Source organism: Streptomyces canus, assembly GCF_030815415.1.
GTDB classification, from domain to species: domain Bacteria; phylum Actinomycetota; class Actinomycetes; order Streptomycetales; family Streptomycetaceae; genus Streptomyces; species Streptomyces canus_F.
In genome coordinates, this window is sequence record NZ_JAUSWW010000001.1 from 510,837 (window position 1) to 528,373 (window position 17,537).

14 protein-coding genes are annotated in these 17,537 nt (G+C 70.1%); 4 read left to right on the forward strand and 10 right to left on the reverse strand.

Going from position 1 to position 17,537, the window contains the following annotated elements:
• Positions 1-589 precede the first annotated feature (589 nt).
• The 3 genes from QF037_RS02335 (at position 590) to QF037_RS02345 (ending at position 3,008) form a co-directional block, all read left to right on the forward strand.
• Positions 590-1,291 (forward strand): SDR family oxidoreductase, encoded by a 702-nt coding sequence (locus QF037_RS02335; protein ID WP_307021300.1) that lies wholly within the window; start codon positions 590-592, stop codon positions 1,289-1,291.
• A 27-nt stretch (positions 1,292-1,318) separates the two neighbouring features.
• Complete coding sequence (locus tag QF037_RS02340; protein ID WP_307021302.1) at positions 1,319-2,203, forward strand: alpha/beta fold hydrolase; 885 nt, start codon at positions 1,319-1,321, stop codon at positions 2,201-2,203.
• A gap of 172 nt (positions 2,204-2,375) precedes the next feature.
• Positions 2,376-3,008, forward strand: a complete 633-nt coding sequence (locus tag QF037_RS02345) for a CocE/NonD family hydrolase (RefSeq protein ID WP_307021305.1) — start codon at positions 2,376-2,378, stop codon at positions 3,006-3,008.
• A gap of 138 nt (positions 3,009-3,146) precedes the next feature.
• On the opposite strand, the gene QF037_RS02350 is transcribed toward QF037_RS02345, so the two are convergent.
• From QF037_RS02350 to solA, 9 genes are all read right to left on the reverse strand, one after another.
• Positions 3,147-4,130, reverse strand: coding sequence for a D-2-hydroxyacid dehydrogenase (locus QF037_RS02350; protein WP_307021307.1), 984 nt, complete (start codon positions 4,128-4,130; stop codon positions 3,147-3,149).
• A 1-nt stretch (position 4,131) separates the two neighbouring features.
• Positions 4,132-5,583, reverse strand: coding sequence for an NAD-dependent succinate-semialdehyde dehydrogenase (locus QF037_RS02355; RefSeq protein WP_307021309.1), 1,452 nt, complete (start codon positions 5,581-5,583; stop codon positions 4,132-4,134).
• 43 nt (positions 5,584-5,626) lie between these two features.
• Entirely contained in the window at positions 5,627-6,907 is a 1,281-nt protein-coding gene (locus QF037_RS02360) for an NAD(P)/FAD-dependent oxidoreductase (RefSeq protein ID WP_307021310.1), read from the reverse strand.
• 109 nt (positions 6,908-7,016) lie between these two features.
• Positions 7,017-7,856 carry an ABC transporter permease gene (locus QF037_RS02365; RefSeq protein WP_307021312.1) on the reverse strand — a complete coding sequence of 280 codons (840 nt, stop codon included), beginning with the start codon at positions 7,854-7,856 and terminating at the stop codon, positions 7,017-7,019.
• Positions 7,853-8,755: an ABC transporter permease gene (locus QF037_RS02370; RefSeq protein ID WP_307021315.1), complete on the reverse strand. Its 903-nt coding sequence runs from the start codon at positions 8,753-8,755 to the stop codon at positions 7,853-7,855. The genes QF037_RS02365 and QF037_RS02370 overlap by 4 nt, the downstream gene beginning before the upstream one ends.
• A 3-nt stretch (positions 8,756-8,758) precedes the next feature.
• Positions 8,759-9,925, reverse strand: coding sequence for an ABC transporter ATP-binding protein (locus tag QF037_RS02375; protein WP_307021317.1), 1,167 nt, complete (start codon positions 9,923-9,925; stop codon positions 8,759-8,761).
• Complete coding sequence (locus QF037_RS02380) at positions 9,918-11,012, reverse strand: polyamine ABC transporter substrate-binding protein (RefSeq protein WP_307021319.1); 1,095 nt, start codon at positions 11,010-11,012, stop codon at positions 9,918-9,920. The genes QF037_RS02375 and QF037_RS02380 overlap by 8 nt, the downstream gene beginning before the upstream one ends.
• A 97-nt stretch (positions 11,013-11,109) precedes the next feature.
• A complete protein-coding gene (locus QF037_RS02385) occupies positions 11,110-11,790 on the reverse strand; it encodes a haloacid dehalogenase type II (RefSeq protein ID WP_307021321.1) in 681 nt (226 codons plus the stop codon).
• A 113-nt stretch (positions 11,791-11,903) separates the two neighbouring features.
• A complete protein-coding gene (gene solA / locus QF037_RS02390) occupies positions 11,904-13,058 on the reverse strand; it encodes an N-methyl-L-tryptophan oxidase (RefSeq protein WP_307021323.1) in 1,155 nt (384 codons plus the stop codon).
• Between the two features lie 278 nt (positions 13,059-13,336).
• Here solA and QF037_RS02395 point away from each other — a divergent pair, with 278 nt between their 5' ends.
• Positions 13,337-14,959: a PucR family transcriptional regulator gene (locus QF037_RS02395; RefSeq protein ID WP_307021325.1), complete on the forward strand. Its 1,623-nt coding sequence runs from the start codon at positions 13,337-13,339 to the stop codon at positions 14,957-14,959.
• 70 nt (positions 14,960-15,029) lie between these two features.
• On the opposite strand, the gene QF037_RS02400 is transcribed toward QF037_RS02395, so the two are convergent.
• The gene (locus tag QF037_RS02400) at positions 15,030-17,144 is read right to left on the reverse strand and encodes a hypothetical protein (protein ID WP_307021327.1); all 2,115 of its coding nucleotides are present in this window, start codon (positions 17,142-17,144) and stop codon (positions 15,030-15,032) included.
• Between the last annotated feature and the right edge of the window lie 393 nt (positions 17,145-17,537).

Consider the following 17,537-nt stretch of genomic DNA (forward strand, 5'->3'; position numbering starts at 1 on the left):
GCGGGGGATTCCAGCGGTCGCCCGCTGGGGTTCCTGCTTCAGCTGAAGAACGGCAGGCTCGCGCGTGTGTATGCGGCGCCTGTCGGCTCGGGACACCGTGGCCGGGTACGCGCTCGACACCCGGCACGGCACAGACACATCCCGGTCCTGACGCAGGTCGGGCAGATTCGAGCGACCCGGGGCACCAGTCTCGGCGGGGCTCCTCTCCATCCGGGGAGCGCTTGGCCAGCCAGTCGACGTCTGCCGGTGCGGATCGGCAGCCGCATGGCCGCGAGCTGGGCATGGGGTTCCTCCTGCATCAGCCCTCACGGGGGATCCGGCGGTCACTGCGCGGGGGGCGCTCCAACTCGCTCGTGCGCACAGATCCTGGATCCTCCGTGGCTGGCACCACCAAGTACCACCGGGTGTCCACCGAGCTGAGCCGGAGCGCCGGATTGCCTCACCCATGACGGTCCTCCGCCCGGGCGGTGGGACATAGGCCCCTGATCGCGGAGTGTCCCGGAAGCAGTTCCAGCTTGACCTTGCGCTCTGAAACCGATCGGTTTACTCTGATGGAAACCGATCGGTTTCTCATTCTGTGGAGGCAATCATGACCGCTCTGAAGGGCGCAAACGTCTTCGTCACCGGTGGCAGCCGGGGCATCGGCAAGGCGCTGGTGGAAGAGCTGTACACGCGCGGCGCCGGCAAGGTCTACGCCACGGCCCGCGACCCGCGCACCGTGACGCACCCCGACGCCGTCCCGGTAGCCCTGGAGGTCACCGACCCCGCCTCCGTGGCCGCGGCCGCCGCCCAGGCACAGGATGTCACCGTGCTGATCAACAACGCGGGTGCCGCGGTCGGCGCCTCCTTCCTCGACTCCCCGGTCGACGACGTGCGCCGGGAGTTCGAGACCAACTTCTACGGCCCCCTGCTGCTCACCCGGGCCTTCGTCCCGGTCATCGAGCGCAACGGCGGCGGCCACATCCTCAACGTGCACTCCGTGCTCTCCTGGCTGGCCCTCGGCAACTCCTACAGCGCCTCCAAGGCCGCCCTGTGGTCGCAGACCAACTCCCTGCGCCTGGAGCTCCAGCCCCGTGGCATCGCCGTCACCGGACTGCACGTCGGATACGTCGACACGGACCTGGCGGCGGGCGTCGACGCACCCAAGTCCGACCCTCGTGACGTCGCCGCCCTCGCCCTCGACGGGGTCGAGACGGGCGCGTACGAGGTGCTCGCCGACGACATCACGCGCCAGGTCAAGGCGGGCCTGGCCGGCGACCTGGCCGGCCTGTACCCCCAACTGGCCAAGTAATCCCTTCACTTATCAGGAGTCGACAAGATGCCCAGCCCCAGCCAGGACCCCCGTCCCACGATTCACGTCCCGGGGACCACCAGTCACACCATCACCCCGCGGGCAGGACACCGCAGCGACGAGGGGACCCTGCGCTACCTCAAGGCGGGCAGCGGCGCGCCCCTGGTCCTGCTGCACACGGTGCGCACCCAGGCCGAGCACTTCCGGCTCCTCATCCCGCTCATCGCGGACCGGTACACCGTGTACGCCCTCGATCTGCCGGGGATGGGCTACTCCGAGATCGTGCCCGGTGCGTCGTACGACGAGCACGCCATGCGCACGGGCGTCGAGCGGCTCCTCACCGAACTCGACCTGCACGACGTGACGTTGGTCGGGGAGTCCATGGGCGCGGTGCTCGCCCTCACCACCGCGGCCGATCTCCCCGACCGCGTCCGACGCGTCGTCGCGGTGAACACGTACGACTTCCCCGGCGGGATCGCCCGCTCCAGCCTCCTCGCCCGCGTGGTGATCAGCGGTGTCCTCACACCCGGGGTGGGCACGGTGGTCGCCGGGGTGGAGCCCAAGCCCGTCGTCCGCAGGATCCTGCAGGGCGGGCTGGTCGACAAGAGCGCACTGCGCGAGGACTACGTGGACGAGCTGCTCCAGGTGGGCCGCCGCCCCGGCTACCCGATCGTCGCCCGGGGCGTGTACCAGAGCATGCCCAGTCTCATCGCGGCCCGCTCGCGCTACCCCGAGGTGAAGGCTCCCATCCACCTCGTCTACGGCGAGAAGGACTGGTCCCGGCCCTCGGACCGGCAGGCCAACAAGCAGCTGCTGCCCGCCGCCGACTTCACGCAGGTGCCGAAGGCCGGCCACTTCATCGCCCTGGAACGGCCCGAAGTGCTGGCCGACCTGCTCAACGCGGTGGCGTAAGCGACCCGAGACCGCCGTGGTCACCCTCTTTCGGGGGTGCCGCGTGAGTGGAGACCCGATCAACCGTGTCTCGCAAAGACGTCGTGGCAGGCAAAGAAGGAGCACATGACGGAGATACAGATCGAGTTCGACGTACCCGCGGAGATGTGTGACGGCACGGTGCCGCGCGCGGATGTCTGCCGGCCCGGCGCAGCGGACCGTGGCCGGTCCCCTGCTGAGCAGGCTGGCGTGCGGGAAGCAGATGCCCTGGCGGTCGCACCTCGATCCCCTGGCGGCGGCTCGGCGTGGCTTCATCGTCGTGCTCCAGGACACCCGCGGCCGGTTCGCCTCCGAAGGCGAGCGGGAGCCGTGGACGCACGAGGAGAGCGACGGGTACGACACCGTACGGTGGGCTGTCGCCCTTCCCGGCGCGAACGGGTCCGTCGGCATGAACGGCGCCAGCCATTTCGGCAACACGCAGTGGATGGCGGCGCTGTCCAAGCCGCCGGAGCTGAAGGCGATCGCGCCGATGGTCACGTGGTCCGATCCGGACGGCGGACTGTGGACGCGCGGCGGCGCCATCGAGCTCGGCATCACCGCCGACTGGACCCTCTTGATGGGCGCCGATGCGCTGATGCGCCGACACGGCACCGCCCAACCAGTGCGCCGACGCGGATCCCGCCGTCGGGTGGTGATGACGGTCCTGGCGCTCAGCGGTCTGCGGGACTCATCACCGGACATGTCGAAGTCGTCCGCGCCCGCGGAAGCCACGGCACCACCGGATCTTCCACCAGAAGCAACGCACACGGCTCTACCTCCGCTGTGACCAGCACACCTACGGACCCATGTCCTGACTAGCGGTCTCACTCAGGAAGAGCTACACCCGAAGAGGAAAGCCAGAGCGCTTGGCCTGTCGCAGCCGAGTGCCACGGCCCAGATCTTGTGACTGTTGATCGGATCGCCCTCAGTCGGAGTGCGTCTCCTGGACCACGTATCCGCGGCGCTTGTCCACCACGTTGCGCAGTGGCCGGCCCTCGAGGTGCCGGGTGAGGTTGTCGAGGAACACCTCGACGAGCGCCTCCCGCTCGCTGGTGGTCTCGCCCGCCGTGTGCGGGGAGATCATCACGCCGGGCATGTCCCACAGAGGCGATTCGGCAGGCAGCGGTTCCTGGGCGAACACGTCAAGGGCCGCGCCGCCGAGCCGTCCGGAGGCGAGGTGGTCGACCAGCGCCTCCTCGTCGACGAGTCCGCCCCGGCCTACGTTGATCAGGCGTGCCCCCGGCTTCATGGCGGCGAGCACGGGGGCGTCGACCATGCCCCGGGTGCCCTGGGTGAGGGGTGCGGCCAGGACGACGTAGTCCGCTTCCGTCAGGGCGGAGCGCAGGGTCGTCGCACCGTGGACCGTGCCGAAGTCGGGGTCGTCCGTGCGGGCCTTGCGGCCCGCGCCGCACACCCGCATCCCGACGGCGCGCAGCAGCCGGGCGATGGCCCGGCCGATCGGCCCCGTGCCCCAGACCAGCACGGTGCGGCCGGTGATGCTGTCACTTGGTCGCGGACGCCACTCGCGGCGCTGCTGGTGCTCCCAGGTGCCGGGGAAGTCCTTGGCGAGGGCGAGGATCAGGCCGAGGACGTACTCGGCGGTCGGCTGGTCGTACACGCCGCGGGCGTTGGTCAGGACGACGCCGGGATCGTCCACCAGGGCGGGGAACAGGAAGGAGTCCACGCCCGCGGAGGATGCATGAACCCAGCGGGGTGCCTTTTCCGGGTTGTCGGGCCAGGCCTCGCGGATGGCCGGGGTGATGGTCACCCACGCCAGGAGGGCGTCGGCACCGGGGAGGAGGTAGGGCAGTTCCTCCTCGGTGGCGTAGACGGTGTCCGCGAGGCCTTCGATGAGTGCGGTGGCGGGTGGCCGGTTGCCCCGGTAGAGGACGACGAGTCGGTCGGACATGTCAGGCTCCGACGGGGACGGCTATGTACTTGTACTCCAGGAACTCGTCGATGCCGACGCGTCCACCTTCGCGGCCCAGACCGGACTGCTTGACGCCGCCGAAGGGCGCGGCGGGGTTGGAGACCAGTCCGGTGTTGACGCCGATCATGCCGCTTTCGAGGCGTTCACTGACGCGCAGGGCCCGGTCGAGGTTCTGGGTGAACAGGTAGGCGGCCAGGCCGAATTCGGTGTCGTTGGCGGCCGCTATGGCCTCGTCCTCGGTCTCGAAGGTACGGATCGCGGCGACCGGGCCGAAGATCTCCGTGTCGATGATCGCCGACTCGGGGGCGATGCCCGTGAGGACGGTGGGCGGGTAGAAGCAGCCCGGCCCCTCGGGCAGTTCACCGCCGGTCAGGACGGTGGCGCCGCGCTTGACGGCGTCCCGCACCAGGTCGTGGGCCTTGCTGCGGCCGACGATGTCGATGAGAGGGCCGACGTCGCTGCCGGGTTCGGTGCCGTCGCCGACCTTCAGGGCGGCCATGCGGGCGGCGAGGCGGGTGGCGAACTCATCGGCGACGGAGGTGTGGACGTAGATGCGGTTGGCTGCGCAGCAGGATTCGCCCATGTTGCGCATCTTGGCGACCATGGTGCCTTCGATGGCGACGTCGAGGTCGGCGTCGTCGAAGACGATGAGGGGGGCGTTGCCGCCCAGTTCCATGGAGGTGCGGATGACGGTGTCGGCGCACTGGGCCAGCAGGATCCGGCCGACCTGGGTGGAGCCGGTGAAGGAGAGTTTGCGGATCTGCCCGCCGCGCAGGAGGGGTTCGACGACGCCGGCGGCGTCGGTGGTGGTGACGATGTTGAGCACACCGGCCGGTAGACCCGCTTCGGTGAGGATCTCCGCCAGGGCGAGGCTGGTCAGGGGGGTCTGGGGGGCGGGTTTGAGGACGATGGTGCAGCCGGCGGCGATGGCGGGCCCGATCTTGCGGGTGCCCATGGCCAGGGGGAAGTTCCAGGGGGTGATGAGCAGGCAGGGGCCGACGGGCTGGCGGGTGACCAGCAGGCGGTTCCTGCCGTCGGGGGCGGTGGTCAGCCCGCCGTCGATACGGACGGCCTCCTCGGAGAACCAGCGGAAGAACTCCGCGCCGTAGGCGACTTCGGCACGCGCCTCGGCCAGGGGTTTGCCCATCTCCAGAGTCATCAGCAGCGCGAGGTCCTCGGTGCGCGCGATGATGATGTCGTAGGCGCGGCGCAGGATCTCGCTGCGCACCCGGGGCGGAGTGGCGGCCCAGGAGGCCTGCGCGGCGACCGCCGCCTCGACGGCACGCCGGCCGTCGGCGGGAGAGGCGTCGGCGACCTGGCACAGTGCCTCGCCGGTGGCCGGGTTGTCGACGGACAGGGTCCGGCCGGACTCGGCGTCCTGCCAGCCACCGCCGATGAAGAGCTGCTTGGGAACATCACGGACGACAGTCATCGTGGGTATCTCCTTGGATGTGTGGTGAGGGGCTGCCGACCGGTCAGCGGATGCGGTCCAGCGTCTTGTAGTAGGCGCCCGCGAAGGGCAGGAACCAGGCGGTGCCGTTGTAGAAGGGGATGCGGGGCGGGGCCAGGTCGCGGACCGGGCTGACCTCGGGGTGGCCGTCCATCACCTCGGCCATGACCTGCCCCATGTGCGTGGCCATCTGCACCCCGTGGCCCGCGTATCCCATGGAGTAGTAGACGCCGTCATCGCTCTGCCCGGCGTGCACGATGCGGTCCATCGCGAATCCGACGGAGCCGCCCCACACGTACTCGACCTTCGTCCGGGCGAGTTGGGGGAAGATCTCGCACATCTCACGGAACAGGACGGCCCCGCTCTTCTTGTCCGAGGTGGGGTCGGACGGTGCGAAACGGGCACGGCCGCCGAACAGCAGCCGGTTGTCCGGGGTGAGCCGGAAGTAGTGGCAGACCTGGTTGGAGTCGACGATGAGGCGGGCCTTGGGGATGATGTCCCGGGCGAGGTCCTCGCCGAGCGGCTCGGTCACGACGATGAAGCTGCCCAGGCAGACCTGTCGGCGGCGCAGCCACGGGAAGTTCTTGTCGGTGTAGGCGTCGGTGGCCATCATGACCTGCCCGGCGCGGATCACACCGCGCTCGGTACTGACCTCGAACCGGCCCGCGGCGGTACGCCGTACGCCGATGGCCGCGTTGCGCTCGTGGATCTCGACACCGGCGCGCTCGCACGCCTCGGCCATGCCGCGCACGAAGCGGCCGACGTGCAGTGCGGCGCTGAACGGGTCGAGCAGGCCGCCGTGGTAGGCATCGGATCCGATCTCGGACCGCAGCTCGGACTTGCCGATCAGAGTCGTCTCGTGCCCGAAGTACTTGGCCAGGTCGCGCTGTTGGGCCTTCTTGCTCTCGAAGTGGGCGGGGCGGGACGCGACGCCCAGGCGTCCGACGCGGCGGAACTGGCAGTCGATGGACTCCTCTTTCACGAGCCGCTCGACGGTGTCCACGGCCTCGCCGTAGGAGTTGTAGATCTCGCGGGCCCGCTCCAGTCCGTACCGGCGGATGGCCTGGCCCACGCCGATCGTGAAACCCAGGTTGGCCATGCCGCCGTTGCGCGCGGAGGCACCGGAGCCGATCTGGCTCTTCTCGACGAGGGTGACGCGGGCGCCCTTGCGGGCGGAGTGGAGGGCGGTGGACAGACCCGTCAGGCCGGCGCCGACGACCACCAGGTCGGTGTCCTCGGTCAGTGGCTTGCCGGACCGGTCGGGAAACGCCCCGGCGGTTTCTACCCAGTACGGGATCGTCTTCATAACGGGTCTCCTGCGGGAATGTGTTCGGGGAGGGCGCGGCCGGGCACCACCAGGGGCGGTCCGGCCGACGGCGCTGTCAGCGGTAGGGCGGCCCGTGCCGGTGCGAGGCTCAGGTGAGGGGTTCGACGGGCAGGACGTTCTGGCCGCCTCGGTGGCCGCCGAGTTTGCGGACGAGGGCGACCAGGGCGAGGGCGAGGATGGCCAGGGCGATGAGGACGGCGCTGACGGCGGTGACGGTCGGGTCGACGTCGAACTGCAGCGCGTTGAAGACCAGGACCGGCAGGGTGCGGGTGTCTGGGGTCGACATGAACTGGGCGATGAAGAACTCGTCGAAGCTGGTGATGAACGAGAACACCGCGGCGGCGATCAACCCGGGTGTGGCCAGGGGGAAGGTGATGCGCCGGGCGATGGTGAGCCGGCTGGCGCCCATGCTGGCCGCCGCGTCCTCCAGCCGCTCGTCGATGCCCCGCAGCGTGGAGATCATGATGAGGATGGCGATGGGTGCGGCGAGCACGGTGTGGCCGAGGGCGATGGCCAGCGGGCTGCCGAGCATGCCGGCCGGTTCGAAGAAGAGAAACAGGCCGAGCGCGATGACCACCTGCGGGATGAGCAGCGGGGCCAGGACCAGCCCGTACACCGCCGTGTGCAGGGGCAGTCGGCCGCGGGCCAGGGCGGTGGCGGCGGTGGCCCCCAGGATGAGGGAGAACACGGTGGTGAGGGAGGCGATGAGGCTGGACAGGGCGATGGAGGTGGCCCAGTTGCCGCCGGGCGCGGCCATCTGCTCGTACCAGTGGGTGCTGTACTCCTTCGGCGGGAAGGTGCCGATGCCGTCGGCGCCGAAGGAGGTGACCAGGATGATGACGATGGGCATCGCCAGGAACAGCAGGATCGCGGTGGCGCTCAGGGCGCGGCCGATGTGTCCGGCCCGGGTGGCGGGCAGTTCCATCATGAGCTGCTCCTTCGTGCGTGTGCCTTCTTGCGGCGGAGCTTGGCCAGGCCGAGCACGCCCAGGCCGGCGAAGGTGAGCAGGAGCAGGATGACGCCGAAGGCGGCGGCGGAGTTCCACTGGTCCTGCTTCATCACCTGCTGGTCGATGAGCGCGGCGACGACGGTCTGCTTGTTGCCGCCCATCAGAGCTGGAGTGATGTAGTAGCCCAGGCACAGGATGAAGCTGAGCAGCCCCGCGGTGCCGAGCCCGGGCGCGACCAGCGGCAGGTAGATCCTGCGGAAGATGGTGAACCGGCTCGCACCGAAGCCTGCCGCTGCGGCCAGGAGCCGGCCGTCGACGCCCCGCATCACGCCCTGCAGGACCAGGACGGTGTAGGGCAGCATCACCGAGGTGGTGCCGATGACCACGCCGGTCTCGTTGTAGAGCAGGGAGTAGGGGGCGCCGGGGGCGTGCACGGAGGTGGCCAGGGTGTTGATGAGGCCGTGTTCACCGAGCATGATGATCCAGCCGTACGTGCGTACCAGGGCGCTGATGAAGTGCGGCACCACCACGATCAGCATCGCCAGTGCGGCGAAGACGGGCCGCATCCGGGCGATGGCGTGCGCCAGGACGAAACCCACCAGGAGACTGAGCACCGCGGTCTCCGCGGAGATCCGCAGGGTGGAGAGCAGCACGGAGAAGTTCACGCCGCTGAGGGCGTCGGCGTACCAGTGCAGGGTGAAACCGCCGCTGTCACCCTCGAGGCTGAGGGAGAGCACCCCGATGATCGGGTAGACGAACAGCACCAGCAGGAACACCGTGACGGGGACGGCGTTGACCAGGGCGATCCGGGAGCGGTGCCCGCGCATCGCGGACGTTTTCACACGCACCTTGCCGGGTGCGAGAGCGGTGCCGGCCATGGCTCACCCCCCGTCCGTCACGTCGAAGACGCTGACGTCGTCCCGGTCGGCGGTGACACACACCCGCTCGCCGGGACGCGGCGGGACGGCGGCGGTCTCGATCCGCAGCGGCTGCGTCCCCGGAGCGGCACCGTCCAGGCGGACGGTGATCCGGGTCAGCGAGCCGACGTAGACGGCCGTCTCGACCGTGCCGGAACAGCAGCCCTCCTCCGCACCGACCAGGCGCAGCTTGCCCGGCCGCACCGCGGCGCGCACGCTCTGTCCGGGCACGCAGGGGTGAGCGCGGGCCGTGAGCACGCCGCCGGTGTCGAGGCGCACGCGGGTGCAGTCGTCTGCTCCACCGTCCTCGACCTTGCCGGTGAGGAAGTTGGCGGCGCCGAGGAAGTCGGCGACGAAGGGCGTGCGAGGGCGTTCGAACAGGCCGCGGGGGGTGTCGAACTGCTCAATGCGGCCGTCCTTCATGATGGCGATCCGGTCCGACAGGACCAGCGCCTCCTCCTGATCGTGCGTCACATAAATGACGGTCAGGCCGAGTTCGCGCTGGATGGACTTGATCTCGGTCTGCATCTGGTCGCGGAGCCTCTTGTCCAGCGCACCCAGCGGTTCGTCCATCAGCACGATCGGCGGGCGGTAGACCAGGACCCGGCACAGGGCGACGCGCTGCTGCTGACCGCCGGAGAGCTCACGGGGCTTGCGGCCGGCGAACTTCGACAGCCCCGCCGCCACCAGGGTCTCCCCCACCCGGCGGCGGATCTCCGCCTTGTCCACCCCGCGCAGTTGCAGGGGGAAGGCGACGTTCTCGGCGACGGTCATGTGCGGGAAGAGCAGGTACTGCTGGAAGACGAAACCGAAGTCCCGCTTGCCCGGATTGAGTTTGGTGATGTCCCGGCCGTCCACTGCGACTGAGCCGGAGTCGGGCTCGGTGAACCCGGCCAGCATCATCAGCGTGGTCGTCTTGCCGGAACCGGAGGAGCCGAGGAAGGTGACGAACTCACCCGCCGCGATCTCCATGTCCACACCGTCCACCACCGTCGTCCCGCCGTAGGACTTCCGCAGCCCCGTCACGGACAGCGACCTGCCCGTCGGTGAGGAGGAGTGAGGGGCCAGGGCGGCGGCGAAGTCGTCGGCGGACAGCTTCGCGGCGGTCGGGCTCTGGGTCCGCTCAGGCATCGGCCCACTCCTGCCAGCGCTTGGTGACGGCGTCACGGTTCTTGTCCCACCAGGCGGCATCCGCGTCGAACCCGGTCTTGAGGTTCTGCGGCGAGGTCGGCAGCGTGGCGAGGACGTCCTCCGAGAGCAGCTTGGTCGCCGCCGGGACGACCGGGCCGCCGGTGGGGCTGAGCTTGGCGAACGCCGCCTGCACCTCGGGACGCAGCGAGAAGTCGATCAGCTGGTAGGCCGCGTCCGTGTTGTCCGCGCCCTTCGGGATGCCCCAGCCGTTGGTCATCCTGCGGGCGCCGTTCCACTGGTAGGCGACCGGCTGCCCCTGCTTGATCAGCTCGTCCGCGCGGCCGCCCCACAGGGAGGTCATGACGACTTCCTTGCGGCCGAGCAGGACGGCCGGCAGGGCGCCGGTGTTCCAGAACTTCTTCACCTCGCCGCGGATCCGCGACATCGACGCGAACGCCCGGTCCACATCCAGCGGATACAGCCTGTCCAGCGGCACACCGTCGGCCAGCAGCGCGAACTCCAGCTCCGGCAGGTCGGCCTCCGCGCTCTGCAGCGAACGGGGGCCGCTGAAGGAATGCGTGTTCCAGAAGTCGGCCCAGCTCTTCGGGGCGCGCTTCAGGCTGTCCGTGCGGTAGGCCATCACGCTCGCCCACACGTTCTTGCCGACCGCGTGCGCCGGCAGGTTGTGCTCCGCGATCCCGGCGCCCTTGACACTCTTCAGCCGGTCCTGGTCCACCGGCTCCAGACACTCCAGCCCCGCCATCTTCTGGAAGTTCAGCAGTGTGTTGTCCATCAGGTCCACCTGCGGACGGCCCTGCTTGACCTGGGCGATGATCTGCGCCGACTGGTAGTTGACCGTCGTGACCGTGATGCCGGTCTCCTTGGCGAACGGCTCGTAGATCGCCTCGGTCAGGGCGTCGTTGTAGGCGCCACCGCTGTTGCTGACGACGAGCCGTTTCTTGGAGCCGCCCGAGCCGCGGCTTTCGCTGCTGCCCATGAGGGTGCCGCAGCCGGTCACCACGGTGGCGGCGGCCAGCGCGCCTGTGGTGCGGAGTACGGTTCTGCGGCCTATCCGGTTGGCTTCCATCGGGCGCCTCCTGGTGAGGGTGTGGATTCGGGGGAACGGAAAACGCTGGGGTGGGGGGCCTTCGGGGCTGTGCGTGCGGGACGGTGTGCGTCGTGATTCAGATGCCGAGCATGGTGTTGAGCTCGTCCAGGGACTTCACCGGCACGTAGTCGTAGCCGTGGGTGACCGGGTCGCAGCCCCGGTCCAGGAGGATGAGGTTGCGGAAGCCCATGTCGTGCATCGGCATCAGGTCGTAGCGGGTGTGCGAGGAGACGTGCACGAAGTCCTCGGGGGACGCGTCGAGCTGGTCGAGCATGTACTCGAACGCGGCGTACCGGGGCTTGTAGTAGCCGGCCTGCTCCGCGGTGAAGACCGCGTGGAAGTCCGCCCCGAGCCGGGGCACGCTCTCCTCCAGGTAGGAGTCCCCTGCGTTGGAGAAGATCACCAGCTTGTAGTGCTCGCCCATCTTCTTCAGCGGTTCCGGCACGTCGGCGTGCGGGCCCCAGCTGCGCACGCCGTCGGCGAACCGCTTGCCCGCGTCCGGCGCCGCCTTCACACCCCACTTGCGGCAGACCCTCTCGAAGGAGTCCTGCAGCACCTGCTCGTAGGGGTAGTACTCGCCGCGGACCTGGTCGTAGCGGTAGCCGCGGAACTCCCGGACGAACTGGTCCCAGTGCTCCGTGGGGATCTGGTCGCCGACGAGCTCACGCGTGATGGGGGTCATGGGCCACTCGATCAACGTGCCGTAGCAGTCGAACGAGACGTACTTCGGCCGGAACTGAAACGACGGAATGGGCATGGAAGAACTCCAGTTCTTTGCTGCAGGAACAGGCTGTGATTCAGCATTTGTCACTACTTTTCCGGCACACCTGTGACGGACTTCCCCCATGGGGGAGGCGAGGTGGCTTCGGGTCAGACGGCGCCGGCTGCGGCCGGTGCCAGGAAGTCGACGGGATGGTCGGTGGTGCCGTCCAGGGCGAGGTCGGCGGCGATCTCGCCCATGGCGGGCGCCAGTTTGAAGCCGCTGCCGGAGAAGCCGGCCATGACGATGATGTCGTCCTCGCCGGGGAGGCGGCCGACGAGCGGGTTTCCGGTGTCGGTGTAGCCCTCCATGTAGGCCGACATCCTGATGGGGTCGGGGTTCAGGTCGGGCATCAGCTCGCCGATGAACTCGCGCATGGTGGCGAGTTCCTCCGGGCGGACCGTGCGGTCGAGCCGTTCGGGGTCGGCCACCGGCAGATGGCGCGCGGAGTGGAGGCCCAGCTGGAAGGAGAGGCCGAGCTTGACGGACATGCCGTCGGGCGACGGGAGTCCGTAGCAGTCGTGGGGTGTGCTGCGTACGAAGGCGGGGGCGCCGCCCGCGAACCAGTCGTGGCGGGTGGGGAGGTGCCAGGAGCTGATCAGCCGGCGGACGTCGACCGCCCGCGGCAGGTCCGGGAGCAGGGTGTTGATCCAGGGGCCCACGGTGACCACCGCGGTGTCCACGTGTTCCGTGCCCTGGTCGGTGACGATGTGCACCCCGCCGCCTGCCGCGGGCGCGATCTCCCGCACCGGGGTGTAGCGGTGCAGTCGGGCGCCCAGTTGCTCGGCACGGGTGGCGGCGGCCTGGATCGACGCCTCGGGCCTGAGGACTGCGCCCATCCGGTCGAGGACGGCGGTGTGCCCGTCCGGGAGGTGGTGCTGCGGGTAGCGGCGGGCGAGTTCCTCCCGGTCCAGTACCTCGTGATCCAGCCGGTGGGTGGAGCCGGCCGCGAGCAGGAGGCTCATGGAGGGCGACGCGGTGTCGCCCATCACCAGGCATCCGCTGCGGCGTCGCAGAGAGAATCCGGTCTCGCCCTGGAGGCGGTCCCACATCCGGTCGGCGAGCCGCAGCAGCGGAATGTAGCGGGGTTCGCCGAGGTGGACGGCCCGGAAGATGCGGGTCTCGCCCCCGGCCGCACCGCGGTCGTGACCCGGCGCGTACCGGTCGTAGCCGATGACCTCGGCTCCGCGGGCGGCCAGTCGCCACATGGCCTGGCTGCCCATGCTGCCGGCACCGATCACGGCGACGCGCTTCGGGATGCTCATGAGGTCGCTCCTTTCGATGGTGTGGTCCGGGTGGCATTGGGCCCCAGCACGGTGCGGACATCGTGGGGACTCTTCCGGTTCGGGTCCCACTGGGGATGGCGTTCACTTTCGGCCCGGGGGAACCTGCAGGTCAACCCACACTGTGTTCCACCGTGGGGCCTTCTCGAGACGGTCTGTCACTGCGGACGGCCGGGCCGCACAAAATGCCGGTCCCCTCTTGTCACGGTGAGTGGCCGGTGCGAGGGTGACCCCGATCCCCTCGGATGAAAGCACCCCCTATGCCGCCCAGACGTCCCGCAAACGGGCACTTCCCCACGATCACGGAAGTACTGCGCCTGCCCGTGCTCGCCGAAGGGATGCCGCGCGTGCTGGCCGGTGAGTCACAGCTGGACAGGGCGGTGCGCTGGGTGCATGTCACCGAGCTGCTCAATCCCGCCGATTTCCTGGAGGGCGGCGAGCTGGTGCTGACCACCGGCATGCCGTATCCCGAGGACGCCTCCGAGCTGCGAGGCTACGTCGACCAGCTCGCCGACGTGGGCGCGGCCGGTCTGATCGTGGAGCTCGGTTACCGGTACCGGAAGGTGCCCGGCGAACTGGTGGCGGCGTGCCGTGCCCGTGACGTGCCGCTGGTCGAACTGGCCCGGGGCGTCCGGTTCATCGACGTCACGCAGACGGTGCACGCGCTCATCCTTGACGCCCAGGGGGCCCTGCTGCGGCGCGGGAGGGACATCCAGGACGTCTTCACCGCCCTGACGCTGCGGGGCGCGGACCCCGAGGAACTGGTGCACACCACCGCGGAGCTCACCGGCGCCCCGGTGGTGCTGGAGGACCTCACCCACCGGGTCCTGATGTGCGAGCTGCTCGGCCGGCCGTACGAGCCAGTGGTGTCGGCCTGGTCGCGGCGTTCGCGGGCCGCCCCGACGCCGGAGAGGATCACGCCGAGCGGCCCGGAGGGGTGGCTGATCGCGCCGGTGCAGGACCACCGGGGGCTGTGGGGGCGGCTGGTCCTGCTGGAGGGCCGGCTGAACGCCGAACCCGACCCGGAACACGTCCTGGTGCTGGAGCGTGCGGCGGTCGCGCTGACCATGGCGCGTCTGGCCGGGCCGGCCTGGTGGGAGCGCCGGGCCCACCGCTCCGTACTGCGGGACCTGTACGAACGGCGGTTCCGCTCCCCCGCGGACGCGCGCGCCCGCGCCGAGGCACTGGGGCTCCCGGCCCTCGGGCACCGGCTCTTCGCCGTCGTCATCCGCCACACGTACACCGGCACCGAGGGTGAGCACCTCGACGAACGGATCGCGAAGGCGCTGGCACAGACCGGCGTCCGCGCCCTGGTCGGCGAGACGGCCCCGGGCCGGATCGGCGTACTTCTGGCACTGGCACAGGCGAGCGCCTGGCAGCCGGTCGCCGAGCGGATCGGCCGTCTGACCCGGGAGGAGCTCGGACCGGAAGCCGTCGTCGCCGTCGGCCCCGGGGTGACCGACCTCGCCGGGATCGCCCGGTCATGGCAGGAGGCGGAGCAGACGGCCGAGGCCATCACACCGGCCTCCCCGGAGCGGTGGTTCTACGTCCCCGCCGACGTCCGGCTGCCGGAGTTGCTGGGCGTCCTGCGCGAGGACACCCGCCTTCAGCGGTTCGCGGAACGGCAACTGACCCGCCTCATCGAGCACGACGACCGCAACAGCGGCGATCTGCTCCCGGCACTGCGCGCCTATCTGGCGGCGGCCGGGAACAAGTCGGTCGCTGCGAAACGCGCCGGCATGTCCCGGCAGGCGTACTACCAGCGCCTCCACACCATCGAGCGGCTCCTCGGCTGCGACCTGGAATCAGGTCTGCAGCGCACGTCCCTGCACGTCGCGGTGCTGGTCCTGGACGCGCAGGAAGCAGCTGTTCCCGACGTATGACGGGCACGCCGGCCGGCACGCGAAGCAGCCTCGCGGCGGCCGGATGGGGGAGCCGATCAGTGACACCCGGTCACCGGCGCCGCGTGCGCCCACCCTTGCCCGTGGAACGCCCGCGCCCGCGAAGCCCGCCGTGGCGAACGGCTGACGTATGCCAGGCCCGGGCAGCGAGGTGCCTGAGTTCCTCAAGTCCGGCCCGGTCCGGGTGCGCGGAGGCCAGCGCGGCGGCGACCGCGTCTCTGGCCTCGGAACCCTGGGCACGCAGCGCCTCCTCGGCGCCGCTTGATCCGCCGGCCAGCTCCACGAGCTGGAGCAGGCTCTCGGCCAACACCAGCAGATGTTCGGCGTCGGTCATGTCCGCGGGGGACAGCAGTTCACGGTGTGTCAGCGCGCTCAGCGCGAGCGGTGCCAATACGGCGTCGCCGCGCAGCACACGCAGCAGCCGCTCGCCCTCACCGTCGGGCAACGCCGCCGCCAGCACGTCGAGCATCGCCTGTGCACGCGTACGGAAGGCCGTACCCGCCATGGTCCGTACGGCATCGGTCAGTTGCCGCAGTGCGACATCCCTCTCCCCGCGGGCCGAGATCCAGCCGCCCAGTTCCATACGGGCGGCATCCGGGTCGTAGTCCTCCGCCAGCACCCCCAGCAGACCGGCCGCCGACGCCTGGACCAGCTCACCGACCAGAGGTGCGTCCCGGCCGGCCGCCAGCAGCCGCTGCCGTACAGCCTGGGTGCCCAGCTCGGTGAGGCGGATGAGTTCGACAGGCCCGGCGGTCAGCTCCTCGCGCAGGCGACGGTCACGCTCCCGAGCCGCCGCCGGATCCGCTGCCGTCCCCGTGATTCCTAGCAACTCCCCAAGCTCCTGCGGCATGCCCGCGGGCAGTTCAGGTCCGGAATCTTCGAGATCGGAGAGATCGGCCTCCAGGAACACCGGGTCGACCATCCCCTGCTCACGCTCGACCGCACCCAGGTCCACCAGCGCCTCGAGCACCGAGCGCAGGTCCCGGTCGGCGTGCTCGAACCACATCCTGTGCTGGAGGTCCGGGCCGGCGTCCAGATGGAAGCGGGCCCGGTAACCCAGGTGCACGGAATCACGCAGCCGAGGCCAGGGCATCGGGTACGGCAGGCTGTAGAGCGTGTTCAGCACGTCCTCCAGCATCTCGTCGTAGATGTCGAAGAGCATCGACTCGACATGCCAGCCGCTGCGCGCCCCGATCAGAGCCTGCCGCAGTTCGAAGAGTGCGTCGAAGGCGCGGGACCAGAGCTGAAGCGGGTCGGCCAGCACCGGCCGGGCCTTGGCCACCGCGTACAACCGGCCCTTGGCCACCCGGACCAGCCGCGCCTTCTTCGCCCACTCCACCAGCAGTCCCAGCCGCGGCAGGTCGGTCGAAGAGCGCACCCCCTCGGTCCTGTCGCCGGTGCCCAGCACGTCCACCAGCTCGCGGGCGTCGGCCATCCGCAGCCGCCCCGCGGCCGTCACCACCCGCCCCTCGCGCCCCACCCACTCCGCAAGCCCCCGCAACTGCGCCACAATCGTCGACGCCTCGGCCCGTCGTCGCAGCTCCCCGTCCGAAGGCAACACCACAGGCAGCTGCGGCTCGCCCCGGGCCCCGTCGGCCAACCCTCGGCCGTTCAACCGGCGGTCCATGATGGCGTCAAGGGTCCGCTGGTCGAAGGCGACGTCCCCGCGCTGAGCGCGCTCCGCGAACCGCTGAAAAGCCGCCCCGTCCATGACGTCCACGCCCTGCTCGGCAGCGGTCACCGCCCAGAACTTCGCCAGACCCCAGCGGGTACGGTCCGCCATCGCCATCGGATACCGCTCCGCGGCCGCGTCCACCGCGCCGAGGGAGTCATCAAGCGCGGGACCGCGTGGGTCCGCCAACCGCACGGCGTGCAGAAAGCGCAGCAGGGTACGCAACGTGCCCGGACCGTCGCCGCGTTCCTCCCCGGGAAGCTCGGTGAGCTGTTGGGGAAGCCAGGACAGCAGCAACTCCTCCACATGCCGCGGCTCCCACAACCCGAGCCGACCGTCGGCGGTCGCCCGGTGCCGGTAGTCCAGCGCCACCTCCACCAGGAACCCGTCCACCGGTAGCCCCTGCTCCCCCGCCCACCGGACCAACCGGTCGATCAACAGCCCGCACGCCGCCTCGAACTCCTCCTCGGCCCCGGCTTCGCACCGCATCCGCATGAAAATCCACCCCGCCCGTCCGCAGCTCTGCTCGCCTCGCCACGCTACCGCCGAACCGCGGCGCACCGCTCTCGGCCGAGGATCAGCGGCCTGCCGCCGACAGGTCCCGTTGGCTGCCCGCACCCGCACTCACCCGGACCGTCCGGCGACGGATCGCTCATCGTCGTACGAGCCCGCGGCACAGGACCGCTTGAGAACGGCAGGCCGTCCCGGCCGAGTTGGATCGGCGCCGGTCCTGAGTACTCTCCCTGTGCGGCAGTCTCGGCGGACATCTCACGCGGGCCTGTCGGCCAGTGCGGCAACCCGGGCCCACGAGAGTCACTCCCCGTGGTAGAGGCGGGCAAATCGATCAGTTGGATCGTGGGGTCGTCCTTCGCGAGGCGACGCAGTTCA

What these genes read in the sequence shown, in the direction of transcription:
- QF037_RS02335 (WP_307021300.1), top strand. Translation starts at nt 590, where the DNA reads ATGACCGCTCTGAAGGGCGCAAACGTCTTCGTCACCGGTGGCAGCCGG.
- QF037_RS02340 (WP_307021302.1), top strand. Translation starts at nt 1,319, where the DNA reads ATGCCCAGCCCCAGCCAGGACCCCCGTCCCACGATTCACGTCCCGGGG.
- QF037_RS02345 (WP_307021305.1), top strand. Translation starts at nt 2,376, where the DNA reads ATGTCTGCCGGCCCGGCGCAGCGGACCGTGGCCGGTCCCCTGCTGAGC.
- QF037_RS02350 (WP_307021307.1), bottom strand. Translation starts at nt 4,130, where the DNA reads ATGTCCGACCGACTCGTCGTCCTCTACCGGGGCAACCGGCCACCCGCC.
- QF037_RS02355 (WP_307021309.1), bottom strand. Translation starts at nt 5,583, where the DNA reads ATGACTGTCGTCCGTGATGTTCCCAAGCAGCTCTTCATCGGCGGTGGC.
- QF037_RS02360 (WP_307021310.1), bottom strand. Translation starts at nt 6,907, where the DNA reads ATGAAGACGATCCCGTACTGGGTAGAAACCGCCGGGGCGTTTCCCGAC.
- QF037_RS02365 (WP_307021312.1), bottom strand. Translation starts at nt 7,856, where the DNA reads ATGATGGAACTGCCCGCCACCCGGGCCGGACACATCGGCCGCGCCCTG.
- QF037_RS02370 (WP_307021315.1), bottom strand. Translation starts at nt 8,755, where the DNA reads ATGGCCGGCACCGCTCTCGCACCCGGCAAGGTGCGTGTGAAAACGTCC.
- QF037_RS02375 (WP_307021317.1), bottom strand. Translation starts at nt 9,925, where the DNA reads ATGCCTGAGCGGACCCAGAGCCCGACCGCCGCGAAGCTGTCCGCCGAC.
- QF037_RS02380 (WP_307021319.1), bottom strand. Translation starts at nt 11,012, where the DNA reads ATGGAAGCCAACCGGATAGGCCGCAGAACCGTACTCCGCACCACAGGC.
- QF037_RS02385 (WP_307021321.1), bottom strand. Translation starts at nt 11,790, where the DNA reads ATGCCCATTCCGTCGTTTCAGTTCCGGCCGAAGTACGTCTCGTTCGAC.
- solA (WP_307021323.1), bottom strand. Translation starts at nt 13,058, where the DNA reads ATGAGCATCCCGAAGCGCGTCGCCGTGATCGGTGCCGGCAGCATGGGC.
- QF037_RS02395 (WP_307021325.1), top strand. Translation starts at nt 13,337, where the DNA reads ATGCCGCCCAGACGTCCCGCAAACGGGCACTTCCCCACGATCACGGAA.
- QF037_RS02400 (WP_307021327.1), bottom strand. Translation starts at nt 17,144, where the DNA reads ATGCGGATGCGGTGCGAAGCCGGGGCCGAGGAGGAGTTCGAGGCGGCG.